The organism is Nonomuraea sp. NPDC049709 (genome assembly GCF_040674815.1).
GTDB lineage: Bacteria > Actinomycetota > Actinomycetes > Streptosporangiales > Streptosporangiaceae > Nonomuraea.
This window is the reverse complement of sequence record NZ_JBFANM010000041.1, coordinates 64871-79911: the sequence shown is the minus strand read 5'-3', so window position 1 is coordinate 79911 and position 15041 is coordinate 64871. Positions and strand designations below refer to the sequence as shown.

At 71.9% G+C, this 15041-nt stretch carries 15 protein-coding genes; 5 read left to right on the top strand and 10 right to left on the bottom strand.

Features of this window, described 5'->3' with window-relative positions:
- Positions 1–63 precede the first annotated feature (63 nt).
- Positions 64–417: a helix-turn-helix transcriptional regulator gene (locus tag AB0J69_RS35430; RefSeq protein WP_364126550.1), complete on the top strand. Its 354-nt coding sequence runs from the start codon at positions 64–66 to the stop codon at positions 415–417.
- A gap of 27 nt (positions 418–444) precedes the next feature.
- Here the strand turns inward: AB0J69_RS35430 and AB0J69_RS35425 are convergent, their stop codons facing one another.
- Positions 445–1035 (bottom strand): ATP-dependent Clp protease proteolytic subunit, encoded by a 591-nt coding sequence (locus AB0J69_RS35425; protein WP_185101837.1) that lies wholly within the window; start codon positions 1033–1035, stop codon positions 445–447.
- On the bottom strand, positions 1032–1658 hold the full coding sequence (locus AB0J69_RS35420; protein WP_364126545.1) for an ATP-dependent Clp protease proteolytic subunit: 627 nt from the start codon (positions 1656–1658) through the stop codon (positions 1032–1034). Before AB0J69_RS35420 ends, AB0J69_RS35425 begins: the two co-directional genes overlap by 4 nt.
- Positions 1659–3035: 1377 nt before the next feature.
- Between AB0J69_RS35420 and AB0J69_RS35415 the strand changes: the two genes are divergently transcribed.
- Positions 3036–3947, top strand: a complete 912-nt coding sequence (locus tag AB0J69_RS35415) for a MerR family transcriptional regulator (RefSeq protein ID WP_364126542.1) — start codon at positions 3036–3038, stop codon at positions 3945–3947.
- A gap of 15 nt (positions 3948–3962) precedes the next feature.
- Here the strand turns inward: AB0J69_RS35415 and AB0J69_RS35410 are convergent, their stop codons facing one another.
- Positions 3963–5210, bottom strand: coding sequence for an MFS transporter (locus AB0J69_RS35410; RefSeq protein ID WP_364126539.1), 1248 nt, complete (start codon positions 5208–5210; stop codon positions 3963–3965).
- Positions 5211–5276: 66 nt separating this feature from the next.
- Here AB0J69_RS35410 and AB0J69_RS35405 point away from each other — a divergent pair, with 66 nt between their 5' ends.
- From AB0J69_RS35405 to AB0J69_RS35395, 3 genes are all read left to right on the top strand, one after another.
- Positions 5277–6266, top strand: a complete 990-nt coding sequence (locus AB0J69_RS35405; protein ID WP_364126638.1) for a LysR family transcriptional regulator — start codon at positions 5277–5279, stop codon at positions 6264–6266.
- Entirely contained in the window at positions 6250–6579 is a 330-nt protein-coding gene (locus tag AB0J69_RS35400) for a hypothetical protein (protein ID WP_364126536.1), read from the top strand. Before AB0J69_RS35405 ends, AB0J69_RS35400 begins: the two co-directional genes overlap by 17 nt.
- Positions 6580–6660: 81 nt before the next feature.
- The gene (locus tag AB0J69_RS35395) at positions 6661–8220 is read left to right on the top strand and encodes a benzoate-CoA ligase family protein (RefSeq protein ID WP_364126533.1); all 1560 of its coding nucleotides are present in this window, start codon (positions 6661–6663) and stop codon (positions 8218–8220) included.
- Here AB0J69_RS35395 and AB0J69_RS35390 read toward each other — a convergent pair.
- The 7 genes from AB0J69_RS35390 to AB0J69_RS35360 form a co-directional block, all read right to left on the bottom strand.
- Positions 8217–8858: a class I SAM-dependent methyltransferase gene (locus AB0J69_RS35390; RefSeq protein ID WP_364126530.1), complete on the bottom strand. Its 642-nt coding sequence runs from the start codon at positions 8856–8858 to the stop codon at positions 8217–8219. The genes AB0J69_RS35395 and AB0J69_RS35390 overlap by 4 nt on opposite strands.
- 108 nt (positions 8859–8966) lie before the next feature.
- Positions 8967–10487 (bottom strand): acyl-CoA synthetase, encoded by a 1521-nt coding sequence (locus AB0J69_RS35385; RefSeq protein ID WP_364126528.1) that lies wholly within the window; start codon positions 10485–10487, stop codon positions 8967–8969.
- A gap of 41 nt (positions 10488–10528) precedes the next feature.
- Entirely contained in the window at positions 10529–11521 is a 993-nt protein-coding gene (locus tag AB0J69_RS35380) for an LLM class flavin-dependent oxidoreductase (protein ID WP_364126525.1), read from the bottom strand.
- A gap of 14 nt (positions 11522–11535) precedes the next feature.
- Positions 11536–12291: an aminotransferase class IV gene (locus AB0J69_RS35375; protein WP_364126522.1), complete on the bottom strand. Its 756-nt coding sequence runs from the start codon at positions 12289–12291 to the stop codon at positions 11536–11538.
- A gap of 35 nt (positions 12292–12326) precedes the next feature.
- Positions 12327–13352, bottom strand: coding sequence for a hypothetical protein (locus AB0J69_RS35370; RefSeq protein WP_364126519.1), 1026 nt, complete (start codon positions 13350–13352; stop codon positions 12327–12329).
- Positions 13349–13831: a SigE family RNA polymerase sigma factor gene (locus AB0J69_RS35365; protein WP_364126516.1), complete on the bottom strand. Its 483-nt coding sequence runs from the start codon at positions 13829–13831 to the stop codon at positions 13349–13351. Before AB0J69_RS35365 ends, AB0J69_RS35370 begins: the two co-directional genes overlap by 4 nt.
- Positions 13832–14049: 218 nt before the next feature.
- Positions 14050–15015, bottom strand: coding sequence for an adenylate/guanylate cyclase domain-containing protein (locus AB0J69_RS35360; RefSeq protein ID WP_364126514.1), 966 nt, complete (start codon positions 15013–15015; stop codon positions 14050–14052).
- Positions 15016–15041 lie beyond the last annotated feature (26 nt).

Below are 15041 nucleotides of genomic sequence, written 5' to 3'. Positions count from 1 at the left end.
GAGACGGTTCTGCTCTGCGCGAAGCCGGCAGAACCCGAACGCGCCATCGACCTATGGTGAGGTATGGCCTCATCCATGCCGTCGCGCCCAGCGATCAGTCGGACCGCCCCCGAGCCGTCTCCGGCTCGCGAGCCGCTGTGGCGGCAGGTGCTCGGTGAGCGCTTGAGAGGGCTTCGCCATGAGCGGGGCGAGAAGTTGAGCGAGACGGCAAGCCGCGCCGGAGTCTCGCCGCAATATCTCTCCGAGATCGAACGAGGCGTCAAGGAGCCGTCGAGCGAAATGATCGCCGCGGTCGCCGGGGCGCTGGATGTGACCCTGGTCGATCTGACCCTTGCCGTTGCCGAGAGTTTGCGGCCTGCTCAGCAGGGTGCGTCGAGAGGTGCCACCTGCTCGGCGGCGTATGCTCTGGCCGCGTAGCGCGGCTTGCCGGGGTTGTCCACGGGCCTATGAACGCTCCTCGATGATCTGATCGAGGAGCCCGTACTCCAAGGCCGCGGTAGCGGTGAACACGCGATCGTGATCGGTGTCGGCGCGCAGGGTCTCGACCGTCTGGCCGGTGTGCCGTGAAAGTATGCGCTCGATGTCCGCGCGGACACGTACGACCTCGTCGGCCTGCAAGATGAGATCGGGGATCGCTCCGCGCCCCTGGGCTGCCGGCTGGTGCAGGATGATCCGTGCGTGTGGGAGAGCGGCACGTTTGCCTTCGGCGCCCGCGGCGAGAAGTACGGCACCCACCGCGACGGCCTGTCCCACACAGGTCGTGGAAACCCGCGGGCGGATATGGCGCATGGTGTCGTAGATCGCGAGCATCGCGCTCGGGTCTCCGCCTTCGCAGTTGATATAGAACTGGATCTCCGCCTCGGGGTTGTCTGATTCCAGAAAAATCAGCTGCGCGATGAGAGCATTCGCGACGCCCGCGTCGATTGCGGTGCCCAGGTAGACGATCCGCTCGGTGAGCAGGTGCGAGTAGACATCCATGATCCGCTCGCCACGAGGGTTCGAGGCGATGACGTTCGGGATCGTATATGTGGTCACTGGCCGACTCCTTGGGTGACGCCGAATCCGAGCCGTGGGCGGTTTTGTGGCGCGATTTCGTCGAAGTTCTGCACGATGGCGTCGATGAAGCCGTAGTCCAGTGCTTCCTGTGCCGTGTACCAACGATCGTGCAGAGAATCCTCGAATATGCGCTCGACAGGCTGACCTGTGTCCTCGGCAATCAGACTGAGCACCGTGTCGCGCGTATGCCGAAGGTCGCCGGCCTGCAGTTCGATGTCGACCGCGGTGCCACCGATTCCCGCCGAGCCTTGGTGCATCAGGACTCGTGAGTGCGGTAGAGCGCGGCGCTTCCCACGGGCCCCCGACGACAGCAAGAACTGCCCGGCACTGTAAGCGATACCCAGGACGAGGGTCGATACGTCACAGGGAATGAGGCGCATGATGTCGCGGATCGCAAGCATCGACGGGACCGAGCCACCTGGGGAATGAATCCACAAGGCGATATCGGACGACGCATCCTGCGTGGCGAGTGCCATCAGCTGGGTGGCCAGCAGCGTCCCATTGTCGTCGTCGAGAGGGCCGTCGAGAACGAGAACACGCTGCTCATAGAGTTCGCGTCTCATTCGTGGGTTGAACAGCGGAGGTTTCGATTCTTCGCTCATGCGTCCATCTTGTGAGGCGATCCGGACCGGCGTCGACACGATCTGCCTGGGGCAGATCTGCTCTGAGCAGCGAGAGCTCCTGAGCAGGGACAGCGCGATTACCGGCCGGTTCGGGGAGCGCGGTCCGGCTGCCGGGCCGGGTTCGATATTCGTATGGGTATGCATGGCCAGGACGGTTTCGTTCGGCTCCACTTGTCGAGCCGAACTTGTGGATCGTCTGGGCACTGATGTCCAGGTCACGAGCCGGCTCGTGACCGTGCAGCCCGCCTCCAGCAGGTCCGGCCTCGAGTACGCGGCGATTACCAGAAACGTGCGTGGGGCCGGCCCCGGCGAGCTGAGACCTTGCGACCACGGCAACGCGACGGCTCGCTGTGGCAGAGGCGGCTGGATGCGATGGGCTCCGGCGAGGCGCTTGCCGAAGTGCCGCCAGAGGAAGGTGGGCAAGTTGTTCGCGCGTGCCTCAGCTGAGCATTCGGCATCGTTGGTTGGCCACGCCTCGACGGTACTGGTACGTCCGAGCGCTGCGGCTGTCAGGAGAACGAAAGGTCCAGTAGTTGGGCTGGAGGCTCCGTGTGCAGAATCTGGCCCTGCTGGAGTGGGCTCGACCTCGCCGCCGATGAATGACGGTTCCTCCGTCGTTGGGTCCACGGGTGAGGTGTACAGGTTGGAGCAGGTGCCGAGCACAGCGATCGTCTGCTGTATGCGGCTCAGCGTGCTCTGTGCTGGGGCGTTCATCGCGGGGCACCACCTGCATGATCAATCAGGGTGATCGCCGTGCTCGATGCGTGCTCGTACGCCCAGCCACGCGTCGTCAGGGGCTGGCACCGCTTGACACGCAATGTGCGCGGGGGCGGTACGAACTACCGTCAAATGACCCTGCGCGACACTTTGGGATCTTGCTTCTTCCGATTGTTGGTAAGTGCGAATTTCGCATGGCGCGCTGTGATCTGCGCGGATGCTTCTCCGGACGTCCGCCGATGCTCGGCCCGGGCAGTAACGGCTCGATCGGCTCCCACTGCACATCGGTCAGATCCTGGACCGCGTACAGGCTGGCTCGCGGGAAATCGCCACGCGGCCGGATTATCGAGGTCGAACGAGACCGTGAACACTGAGACGCGCACCCGTTCCTCGGGGGAGCGGTCGAGCACCGCGACCAGGGCGGCGCGCCGGCCCCCGGTGATGTGGACGCGGACTCGCACGGTGCGCTCCATGATGGGGACTGCGCCCGTCGTGGCTGTCGCGGAAGCGCCCTGTCGAGGGCCGGAGCGTGCGAGCGCCTGGTTCTCGACGAGAGCGGGCGGCATGAACGTGGAAGGGCCTTTCCGGCCGACGAAGGTATTGGTGTCATGGAGACATCCAGTTCCCGTGGAGGTTCAAGTGCCGTTACGCGACGAGACGCTCGGGATCGGTGACCTGGCCCGGCTGACCGGCGTACCGGTGCGGACCATCCGCTTCTACTGCGACGAGGGCATCATCGCGTCGGTGCGCAGCGTCGGCGGCCACCGCAGGTTCGACGGGGCCGCCGTGGAGCGGCTCGGCCTGGTCAGGCGGCTGCGCGGGCTCGGCCTCGGGCTGGCCGCGATCGCGCGCGTGCTCGGCGGCGAGTGCACCGTGGCCGACGCCGTCTCCGCCGAGCGGGCCGCCCTCGACGTCCAGCTCGCGAACCTGGCCTGGCGGCGCGCCTCGCTGCGGGCCATCGAGGAGGCCGGCCCCGCCGAGCGGGCGGCCAGGCTGGAGCTGCTGGCCGCCGTGGAGCGCGGCCCGGCCGCCCACGACGTGCTGGTGGAGTTCTGGCGGCGGCAGCTGGTCTCGCCCGTCTCCGGCGAGCTGTTCGCCTCGTTCGTGGCCATGGCCGCGCCCGCGCCGCCCCCGGAGCCGACGCCGACGCAGGTGGTCGCGTACGCCGAGCTGGTCGTCCTGGCCGGCGACCGGGCGCTCACCCGCAGCCTGCTGGACCGGGCGCGCGCCAACATGCGGGTGATCCGCGACGAGGACGAGCTGATGTCCGGCGTCGGCGAGGCGGTCATGCTGGCCGAGCCCCTGGTGATCGCCGGTGCGGCACCGCGCGAGGGGCCCGAACTGGACCGCTTCGTGGCCGCCCACGCCACGGTCCGGGGCTGCCGGGACACCCCGGAGTTCCGGCGGGAGCTGCTGGCCACCGTGGAGCTGGACCGCGACCCGAGGGTGGTCCGTTACTGGCGGCTCGTGGGCGAGGTCAGCGGCGAGAAGGCGACGATCGGCGCGACGCTCACCTGGCTGACCGACTCCCTGGAGCGCTCCGTCACGTGACCCCCGGACGAGACGTCACCCGCCGGCCGTCCTGATCCGCCGGCCCTTCCGGAGGGTGCCTCTCGGTGCCTTGCGGTGTGCCAGGAGGACGGCGAGGGCGGCCAGCAGCAGCCAGGCCGACGTCATGGCCACCAGCCAGCTCCAGCCCGCGTGGCCGTACACCACGGCCCCCGCCGTGCCGCCCGCACCGCTGCCCAGGTAGTAGCAGAGCGTGTAGAGGCCGGCGGCCCGGCCCCGCGCGGGCGGGGGCGCCGCGGCGGTGACCCAGGCGTTGGCGATGGCGTGCGCGGCGAAGAATCCGGCGGTCAGCACGGCGAAGCCCACGGCGATGACCGGCAGCGACGGGTGGGCGGTCAGTACGGAGCCCGCCACGGTGACGACCAGCGCCGCGACCAGCGCCGGCGTACGGCCCAGGCGACCGGCCAGCCGACCGGCGGCGGCCGAGGAGGCGGCGCCCATGGCGTAGGACAGGAAGACGAGGGAGGCGGCGGCCGGGGCGAGCGAGAGCGGCGGCGCGGCCAGCCGGAAGCCGGCCGCGTTGTAGAGCGCCACGAACGCCCCCATGCCCAGCGCCCCCACCAGAACGGGCACCACCAGCTCCACCGTCACCCGAGCCGCCGCACCTGGTCCCCTGCCGGCGCCCCCGCCCGCCGCGCCTGCCTCCGTGCCTGCCTCCGTGCCTGCCTCCGCGCGGGGCAGCGTCGCCACCGCGAACAGCGCGCACAACAGCGACACCCCGGCGACCGTCACCAGCGCCCCGTGCCACCCCAGCGGCTCGGCGGCGAACCCGGCCCCGAGCCGCCCCAGCATCCCTCCGACCGAATTCCCGGCGATCATCGCTCCCACCGCACCGGCCAGCCGCGCCGTGCCCACCTGGTCGGCCAGGTACGCCGCCGCCACCCCCGCGAACCCGGCGATCGCGACCCCCTGCACCCCGCGCATCGCCAGCAGCACCGGAAAGGACGGCGCCAGCGGGAGCAGCAGCCCGAGGACCGCCGCCGCCACCACCGACCAGACGATCACCCGGCGCCGCCCCACCCGCCCCGCCATCCACGCCAGCGGCAGCACCGCCACGGCGAGCGAGGCGGTCGCCACCCCGATCGCCAGCGACGCGGTGCCCGGATCCAGCCGGTACGCGGCCGCGAGCTGCGGCAGGACGGGCTGCGGCGCGTACAGCAGGGCGAACGACGACAGCCCGGCCGCCGCGACGGCCGCACTGACCCGCCGCGTGTCGGCGAGAGGGGAAGCTTCGAGAACAACCACCCACCAAACGCTAAGCAAGGCTAATAAATACGTCCAATGCGGATATAGGCGATAATTCATACCGTGATGGATGAATCCGATGAGGCGCTGGCCGCCCGCCTGGCCCCGGCCCTCGCGCTGCTGGCCGCCGTCGGCGAGACCGGCCACGTGACACGCGCCGCCGAGCTCCTCGGCATCCCGCAACCCACCGCCAGCCGCCGCCTCGCCGCCCTCTCGGACCTCGTCGGTGCCCCGCTGGTGCTCCCGTCCGGCCGCGGCATCCGCCTGACCAGGGCGGGCCGCACCCTGGCCGCCGCCTCCACCCGCGCGCTCGCCACCGTGACCGCCGCCGCCCGGGAGGTACGCGAGGAGATCGACCCGGGCAGCGGCCGTATCGTGCTCGGCTTCCTGCACCTGCTCGGCCGCACGCTCGTGCCGTCCCTCATCGGTGGCTTCCGCGAGCGCAACCCGGGGGTCCGCTTCAGCCTGGCGCAGGGCTCGCGCCAGGACATGCTGCGGGCCCTGCGCGAGGGCGAGATCGACCTGGTGTTCGTGGCCCCGCTGCCGCTGGACGACCCCGACCTGGTCAGCCGCCCGCTCGCCGAGCAGGAGCTGGTGCTCTCGGCCCCGCCGTCCCACCGCTTCGCGGCCAGGAGCCGGGTGCGGGCGGCCGACCTGGCGGGGGAGGAGCTGGTGACGCTGGAACACGGGTACGGGCTGCGGCAGATCACCGACGACCTGTGCGCGGCGGCGGGGTTCGAGCCGCGGATCGCGTTCGAGGGGCAGGAGTCGGAGACCGTGCGCGGGCTGGTGGCGGCGGGCCTGGGGGTCGCCGTCCTGCCCCGCTCCGACCAGGCGCCCACCGGTGGCGTGGTGGAGATCCCGCTGTCACCACCGCTGTTCAGGACGGTGGGCGTGTCCTGGCCGGCCGGCGAGCGGCTCACCCCGGCCGCCCGCTCGTTCCGCGACCACGTCTGCTCGGGCCGCACCGACCTCGGCCCCGCCTTCCGCCGGCCCCACCCGGCTCCCCGGTCCCATGACCTGCGCGAGACTGGGGATCATGACACACGACGGTGACGCGGGCGTGGCGGGTTCGTTGGCGCGGGTGCTGGGCGAGGTGGCGGCCGAGCGGGCGGCCCAGGACGCGAAGTTCGGCATGCAGGTGCTGCCGGACGGCACCGGAGGCGAGGGCATGGCGGCAGAGTCGGAGCTGGCCCGGCGGCTGACCGACAAGGCGGCCGAGGCCGGCGGGCTGACCTGGCGGCACATCCTGGAGGAGGAGGTACGGGAGGCGTTCGCCGAGTCGGACCCGGAGCGGCTGCGGGCCGAGCTCATCCAGGTGGCGGCGGTGGCCGTCAAGTGGGCGCAGGCGCTCGACCGCCGACCGTGAAGTTCTACACGTCATTGACGGGCTCCAGATTCCGTGTGGAAGATTCAGCTACTATTGCCCGCCTGCGGATGGGGGACGGTCATGACGTCCGAGTCGTTCAACGCCAGCGTCTTTCTCACCGACCGCCAGGTCGAAGCGGGCCGGGGCGACCACCTCGCGATCACCGGCCCGGCGGGCACCCTCACCTACGCCCAGCTCGCCGCGCACGTCGCCGAGCTGGCCACCGGGCTGCGGAAGCTGGGCGTGCGGCCGGAGGAGCGCGTCCTGCTCGTCATGTCGGACCGGCCGGAGACCGCGATCACCATCCTGGCCGTCATGCGGATGGGCGCGGTCGCGGTGCCGGTGTCCACCATGTACAACGGGCCCGAGCTGGGCGCCCTCGTCAGGGACTCCCGGGCGCGGGTGGTCGTGGCCACCCCCGAGTTCGAGCCGGTCGTGCGCGCGGCCCTGGACGGCGCCCCCGAGGTGGAGACGCTCGTCCTCGTGGGCGAGGCGGTCGCGCCGGCCCGCTCCTGGGCCGAGGTGCTGGCCGCCGGCCGGCCGGCCGAGCCCCCGTACGAGAGCTGGCGCGACTCGCCCGCCCTGTGGCTCTACACCTCCGGCACCACCGGCGCCCCCAAGGCGGCCATGCACCGCCACGGCGCGATCCGGGACGTCTACGAGACCTACGGCCGCCAGGTGCTCGGCATCCGCCAGGAGGACCGGTGCCTGTCGGTGGCGCGGCTGTTCTTCGCGTACGGCATCGGCAACTCCCTGTTCTTCCCCCTGGCCGCCGGGGCCACCGCGATCCTCGACCCGGCCCGGCCCACCCCCGCGGGCGTGGTCGCCCGGGTGAGGGAGGAGCGCCCCACGCTGTTCTTCGCCGGCCCCACGTTCTTCGCCGCCCTGCTCGCCGCCCATGACTCCGGGGGCGCGCCCGACGACGCGTTCGCGTCCGTACGGCTGGGCGTCTCGGCGGGCGAGGCGCTGCCCGCCGAGATCTACCGGCGCTTCACCGAGCGGTTCGGCGTGGACGTCATCGACGGGCTCGGCTCCACCGAGGCGCTGCACATCTTCATCTCGAATCATCCCGGCCAGGTACGGCCGGGCAGCTCGGGAACGGTCGTCCCCGGCTACGAGGCCCGCCTCCTCGACGACCGCGGCGTCCCCGTCGGGGACGGCGAGCCCGGCCACCTGTACGTCCGCGGCGACTCGATCGCCACCGGCTACTGGTGCCGCACCGCCACCACCCGCCAGGTGTTCCAGGGCGAGTGGCTGCGTACGGGAGACACCTACGTCCGCGAGGCGGACGGCTTCTACCGCTGCCTCGGCCGCTCCAACGACATGATCAAGGCGGGCGGGATCTGGGTGTCGCCGATGGAGGTCGAGGCCCGGCTGCTCCAGCACGAGTCGGTGGGGGAGTGCGCGGTCGTGGCCTACCTCGACGGGGAGGGGCTGGAGAAGCCGGTGGCCTGCGTGGTGCCCGCCCCGGGTCGCACGGTGGACGCCGGGGAGCTCATCGGCTTCTGCCGGGACGGGCTGGCCTCGTTCAAGCGCCCGCGCGAGGTGCTGGTCCTCGACGAGCTGCCCAAGACGGCGACCGGCAAGATCCAGCGCGTGGTGGTCCGCCAGATCGCCGCCGACCTGCTGGGCAAGGGCTAGCCGGGTTTCGTCCCGTAGATCGTGATGGCGAACGGCCGCGGCGGGGCCGTGTAGACCTGCTCGCCGAGCCGGTGCAGCGACCCGTGCGCGTCCAGATAGCCGTGCAGCCGGGTGGCCTCGGGCCAGGGGTGCACCGCCACCAGCACGCCGTCCGGCACGAGCAGGCCGCTGAGCTGCGCCGAGGCCAGGCGCAGGCGGTCGTGGCGGCCCAGGTAGTAGAGGGTCTCCGAGCAGAACACCAGGTCGAAGCGGGGCTCGGGCCGGTGGGTGAGGATGTCGGCCTGGACGAAGCGCACCCGGCCGTTCTCCGGCACGCGGGCCCGCGCCCGCTCCAGCGCCCGCGCGGACACGTCCACCCCCGTGATCTCCGCGTCGGGGTAGGCCCGCGCGAGCGCGCCGGTGAAGACGCCCTCGGCGCATCCGACCTCGATGATGCGCCGGTAGGGCCGCGGCGGCAGGTGCTTGAGCGTGGTGTGGTATTTGTGCTGCTCGTAGCTGTCGGTCGCCAGCTTCCAGGGGTCGGGGATCCGGTGCCGCCACTCGAAGTAGCGGCGCAGGATCGTCCCCTGGGCCCCCGGCGACAGCAGGGACAGCGTCCGGAAGAACGTGCGGTGCATGAGCTCGGGCAGGCTTGGCATGCGGCCTCTCTCGGTCGAGACGGAGGAGTTGTCCCGGGGCTTGAGGTGAAGTCGTCGCCGAGAGGGGATGCCCGCTATTGGCGTGGCTGACGCCTGGTCACGATCCGATCATGACAGGGTGTCGCGCAGCTCCCGCTTGAGCACCTTGCCGGAGGCGTTCTTCGGCAGCGCGTCCACGAACACCACCCGCTTGGGCGTCTTGAACGCCGCCAGCCGCCCCCGCAGGAATCCGACCAGCTCGTCCGCGGTCAGCCCCGCACCCTCGCGCAGCACCACCGCGGCCGTCACCGCCTCGATCCACTTCTCGTCCGGCACCCCGAACACGGCCGCCTCCGCGACCGCCGGATGCTGGTAGATGGCCTCCTCCACCTCGCGGCCGGCCACGTTCTCGCCGCCCGACTTGATCATGTCCTTCTTCCTGTCCACCACGGACAGGTAGCCGTCGGCGTCCATGACGCCCAGGTCGCCGCTGTGGAACCAGCCGCCGCGGAACGCCTCGGCCGTCTTCTCCGGGTCGTTCCAGTAGCCGAGCATGGCGTGCGGGCTGCGGTGCACGATCTCGCCCACCACGCCGGGCGGCACGGGCTCGTCGCGGTCGTCGACGATGCGGGTCTCGACGTTCAGCGCGGGCCGCCCGGCCGAGCCGAGCCGGGTCAGCTGCTCCTCCGGGCCGAGGATCGTGGCGACGGGGGCCATCTCGGTCTGGCCGTAGAAGTTGAACAGGCGTACCTCGGGCAGGCGGGCGGCGATCTCCTTCAGCACCTCCACGGGCATGATCGAGGCGCCGTAGTAGCCCTTGCGCAGCGACGACAGGTCCCTGCGGTCGAAGTCGGGGTGGCGCAGCAGCGAGATCCAGACCGTGGGCGGGCAGAACAGCTTCGTGGCGCGCTCGCCCTCGATCGTGGCCAGGATCGCCGCCGGGCCGGCGCCGGGCAGGACGATGTTGGTGGCGCCCAGATAGATGCCCGGCGTCAGGAAGCAGTGCAGCTGCGCGCAGTGGTAGAGGGGCAGGGCGTGCACCTCGACGTCGTCGTGGCTCATCTCGCCGTCCACCACGCACGTGACGTACTGGGCGATCAGGTTGCGGCTCGTCAGCGTGGCGCCCTTGGGTCGGGACTCGGTGCCGCTGGTGTACATGAGCTGGATCGGGTCGTCGTCGGCGATCTCCACCCGGGGCTCCGACGCGTCGTCATGGGACGACCACGCGGTGAACGGCTCCCAGCCCTCCGGCGCCGCGCCGATCACGCCGCGCACCGTGACCCGCTCGGTGACCGCCGCGGCGGCCACCGGCAGCAGCGCCTCCTCGGCCAGCATCCCGGTCGCGCCGGAATGATCCAGGACGTACGCCACCTCCCCGGCCCCCAGCATGAAGTTGACCGGCACGGAGATCGCCCCCAGCCGCGCCAAGGCGAAGTACGTCACCACGAACGCGTGGTTGTTGTGGCTGAAGACGGCGAACCGGTCGCCCTTGCCCACGCCCCGGGCGGCCAGCGCGTTGGCCGTCCTGTTCACCGCCACGTCGAGGTCGGCGTAGCTCTGCCGCAGGTCGCCGTACACGATGGCGGTCTTCACGGGGTGGCGGGCGGCCGTGCGCCGCAGGAGGTCACCGATGGCGTGCTGGCGGATCATGCGGGCACCCTTCATTCGCGCAGAACGATGTTCGGGTGATCCTAACCCGTGAGGACCGCCGCGAGCCGCCGGTAGGAGTCCAGCCGCCGGTCCAGGTCGTAGGTGTTCATCGTGACCAGCACCTCGTCCGCCCCGCTCGCCTCGACCAGCGAGCCGAGCGCCACCGCGACCTCGGGCCCGGTCCCGTGGATCTGCCCCTTGAGCGACTCCTCCAGGTAGGCCCGCTCCCGCGTGCCCATCTCCAGCCGGGCGACCTCCTCGGCCGGCACGAGCGGCGGGAAGGCCCCGCTGGTCCGCGAGAGCGCCGTGGCCCACGCCTCGGGCAACTGCAGCATGGCCGCCTCCGCGCGCGTCGCGCCGACCGCGACGTTCACCGCGATCACCACGTACGGCCGCGCCGCCCACCCGGACGGCCGGAACCCGGCACGGTACCGGGCCACGGCGTCCACCATCCGCGCGCCGGCCCCGATCACCATCGGCAGCCCGTGCGCCGCCGCGATCTCCGCCCCCGAGCCCATGGCCAGCACGAACACCTGCGGCCGCAGCCCCTCCGCGGGCAGCGCGTGCACCCCGGGATGCGCCGCCTGCGTGCCGGTGAAATAGCCGAGCAGCTCGTCGAGCCGGTCGCCGAACCCGTCCGCGTCGTCCTTGCCGTGTCCGAGCGCCCTGCGGATGCCGCCCGTGAAACCCACGGAACGCCCCAGACCCATGTCGACGCGGCCGGGGTAGAGCGACTCCAGCACGCCGAACTGCTCGGCCACCACCAGCGGCTGGTGATTGGGCAGCATCACGCCGCCGGTGCCCACCCGGATCCGCGAGGTCGCCGCGGCCACGGCCGCCGCCAGCACGGTCGGGGCCGAGCCCGCCACGCCGGGCACGCTGTGGTGCTCGGACACCCAGAACCGGTGGTATCCGAGCTCCTCGGCCTGCCGCGCGAACCGTACGGTCTCGCGCAGCGCGGCGGCCGGGGTGGAACCCTGGCGGACGAGCGAGCGGTCGAGGATCGAGTAGGCGGTCACGTATGCGTGCAACACCCGCGATCCCCGGATCAATCCAGCGGGTCCCAGGCGATGCCCTCGTAGTGGCCGAGCAGCCGCGCCACCAGCCCGGCGTCCTGCGGCAGCGGCACGCCGTCCACCGCGCCGACCGGCATCACGCCCCAGGAGTTGCACAGGAACACCTGGTCGAACCCGGTCAGGTCGGCCACCTTCAGCGGGCGCCGCTCCTGCGGCACGTCCATGCGCTCCAGCAGCCGCATCGTGACCCCGCGCAACATCGGGGCGTCCGGCCAGACCAGCCGGCCGCCGGCGAAGCCGCCCAAATTCGTGATCGAGCCCTCGCTGATCAGGCCGTCCTCGGTGGTGAGCAGCGCCTCGTCGAAGCCCTCGCGCCTGGCCGTCCGGTTGATGTGCGCCTGCTGGAAGCCGGCGGCCTGCTTGATGTGCGGCAGGTAACGCTGGTAGACGACCGACTTGACGCTCAGCGGCCCCTTGAGCGGCTCGTGGGGAGGGGCCGCCGAGGCGACGACGCGCGGCGGGTCGGCGTCGAAGACGTAGACCCGTACGCTCGCGTCCCGCAGGTCGTCGCCCAGCACGGTCCGGATCGAGGCGAGCACCGCCGACCGGTCGACCCCGCCGCCGAACAGCTCGCGGCTCGCCTCGTCCAGACGCTCGAAATGCAGCCCGAGCCCGCGCACCCGGCGGTCTCTGACCTGCATGGCGGTGAAGTGCCCATAGCGCGACTCCAGCGCGAAGCGCGCGTCGCCGTCCATCAGCCTGCCCTCGATCGCGGCCCGCTCGACCACGGCCACCTCCTGTCGTCGCGGGCCAGCCTACGAGATCAGTTCCGGTACACCGCGACCGCCCAGTCGACCGGCCGGTTGGTGTGCTCGCCCCAGAGCCCCATCCGCCCGGTGATGGTGACCTTCTTGCCCTTGGGCACCTCGAACTCGCTCATCGCCATCGGGTACGGGCCCTCCTTCCAGACCCCGCACATCACGGTCGACGGGGACTGCCCGCCGTTGACCCTGTACGTGAACCACATCCGCGCGGCCAGGTCACCCGAGCAGAGCTGGTCGATGCCGATCCTGCCGCCGGTGCTCACCACCTCCAGCTCGATGGTGGAGTCGTTCGGATAGACGCCGGTCGACATGGAGGCCAGCCGCCTGCCGCCCGCCCGGTCGGGGAAGGCCTTGACCGGCTCCGGGGTGACCGGCCGGGAGGGCGGCGTCCACTCGTAGACGGCCAGGTCCCAGCCGGCCCTCTTCTCCGGGACGCGTACGCACGGCCCGCCCTTCTTCTTGACGACGCAGCCCCAGCCGGTGGTCGTCGTGTCGAACGTGACCGTGACCCGCGTCGCGCCCGGCGGCACGACCAGCGGCTGCAGCTCCATCGCGTTGGGGCACGAGGTGAACCCGCGGGGGCCGGTGTGGTTGCCGTCCACGAGGATCTTCGGCGCGCTCGCGCCGAACTCGCCGTCGCACAGCGCGGCCACGTCCAGCGGCCTGCCGGAGACCGGGATCGTCACCGACGTCTTCTTGGCGCCGTCCGCCTCCAGCGCGGCCGTGGCCAGGCGGCGGTACTCGGTTCCGTCGGGCGCGGTGAAGCGCAGCGGGAGCTCCTTCGCCGTCGCGGTGGGCGCCAGCCGGGCCGCCGTCGTGGTCTCGCGGGCCGGGGGCGCGGCCGTCCCCGGCAGCAGGACCATGCCGGCCGCGACCGCCGCGACCAGCGCGGTGCCCGCCGCCGCCCGCCTGCGCAGGCGGGTCCTGCGGATGCGGGCGCGGACCTGGTCGTGGCGGCGGGGGTTCGCGGGGGAGGGGCCCTCGGCCCGCTCCCGCAGGACGTCACGCAGGTCTTGCACGGTCATCGGCGCAGCTCCTTCACGATCGACTCGTCCACTCGCAGCTTGGCCAGCGCCTTGGCGGTCTGGCTCTTGACCGTGCCCTCCTGGCAGCCCAGCAGCCGGGCCACCTCGTTCACCGGCAGGTCCTCGTAGAAGCGCAGCACGATCACCGCGCGCTGCCTGGCCGGCAGGCGGCCCACCGCCCGCCACAGCTCCTCGCGCCCGCCGTCCCACGGGTCGGGCGTGACGTGCTCGGGCAGGTCGTCGCTGGGCAGCTCCCTGCGCCAGCGCCGCCGCCACCAGGACGTGTACGTGGTCACGAGTACCTTGCGCACGTACGCCTCGGGCTCGTCGATGCCGTGCCAGGCGAACCACGCCTTGGCCAGCGACTCCTGCAGCAGGTCCTCCGCGACGCCCCAGTCCCGGGTCAGCAGGTACGCGGTGCGTAACAACCGATCCGACCGCGTCACCACGAAGTCCTGAAATATCGCTCTATCCGCCAACTTGAAGCGCCTCCTGTGAGAACCGGCTGACGGTAGTGACGCATCGACCGCCGAGCCAGGTTGCCCGGCGCCCGGCTACCCGGGAAGGAGGCCCCCGGCAGGCGGTCGGGTCCCGGCCCGCGTGAGGGTGACGGTCAGGGGCTCCCGGCCCGCGTGAGGGTGACGGTCAGGGGCTCCCGGCCCGCGTGACGGTCAGGGGCTCCCGGCCCGCGTGACGGTCAGGGGCTCTCGGCCCGCGTGACCGTGAACGGCGCCAGCTCGCCCAGCCCCCGCACCGACAGCCGGTTGACCTCGCGCAGCCGGAAGGCCCGGTCGCCCTCCAACTCCTCGGCGAGCTGCGGATCGGCCAGGATCGTGCCCGGCAGGGACAGCGCGGTCAGCCTGCTGGCCAGGTTGACCGTGGTGCCGAACACGTCACCCATGCGCCAGATCACCGGCCCGGACGCCAGCCCCACCCGCAGCTCCGGCATGTCCCGGCCACGCGCGTGCGTCTCCACCAGACGCAGCGCGATCTCCGCCGCCACGTGCGCCTTGTCGGTCACGAACAGCACCGAGTCGCCCAGCGTCTTGACCACCCGCCCGCCGGAGGAGGTCACGATGTCGGCCGAGCGCCCCTCGAACCGGTCGATCAGCCGCGCCAGCTCGCTCGCGGTGATCTGCCGGCTCAGCCGGGTGAAGGCGACCAGATCGGCGAACCCGACGGCAAGCCGCACGGCACTCATGTCCTGGTCGGCGATGCGCCCGGCGGCGGCGGCGAGCTGGCGCTGCCAGGCGTAGACCAGCAGCCGCGCCAGGTCCGGCACCACCCGCTCGGCCCGCCTGCGCCAGGCCCTGGGCCGCTCCGCCAGCGGCACGCCGGCCTGGTCGAGGGCCTCCACGCCCAGCTCGGCCTGCGACTCGGCCAGGCGGGTGGTGGCCCGGCCCAGCGAGCGAGCCATGAGCAGCACGTGCTCCTCGTCATAGACCCCGGAGGTCACCATGCCGACCAGTGTCTTGAGCGCCTCGACGTCGGAGTCGGTGAACTCCACCGCGTCGTCGGGCACGTTGGCGAACCCCAGGGCACGCCAGAACCGCCGCGCGCGATAGACCGGCACCCCCGCCATCTCGGCGACCTGGTGACTGGTGTATCGGCGCGGCTCGCGCAGGAAGGCTTCCGCCAGCCCGTCCCCGTCCACGCGCGCCACCTCGGCAACATAACACCCTGTGGGCC

Bases quoted from the DNA above. Each gene is read 5' to 3' on its own strand.
- AB0J69_RS35430 (WP_364126550.1), top strand. From the start codon at position 64: ATGGCCTCATCCATGCCGTCGCGCCCAGCGATCAGTCGGACCGCCCCC.
- AB0J69_RS35420 (WP_364126545.1), bottom strand. From the start codon at position 1,658: ATGAGCGAAGAATCGAAACCTCCGCTGTTCAACCCACGAATGAGACGC.
- AB0J69_RS35405 (WP_364126638.1), top strand. From the start codon at position 5,277: ATGGATGAATCCGATGAGGCGCTGGCCGCCCGCCTGGCCCCGGCCCTC.
- AB0J69_RS35400 (WP_364126536.1), top strand. From the start codon at position 6,250: ATGACACACGACGGTGACGCGGGCGTGGCGGGTTCGTTGGCGCGGGTG.
- AB0J69_RS35395 (WP_364126533.1), top strand. From the start codon at position 6,661: ATGACGTCCGAGTCGTTCAACGCCAGCGTCTTTCTCACCGACCGCCAG.
- AB0J69_RS35390 (WP_364126530.1), bottom strand. From the start codon at position 8,858: ATGCCAAGCCTGCCCGAGCTCATGCACCGCACGTTCTTCCGGACGCTG.
- AB0J69_RS35385 (WP_364126528.1), bottom strand. From the start codon at position 10,487: ATGATCCGCCAGCACGCCATCGGTGACCTCCTGCGGCGCACGGCCGCC.
- AB0J69_RS35370 (WP_364126519.1), bottom strand. From the start codon at position 13,352: ATGACCGTGCAAGACCTGCGTGACGTCCTGCGGGAGCGGGCCGAGGGC.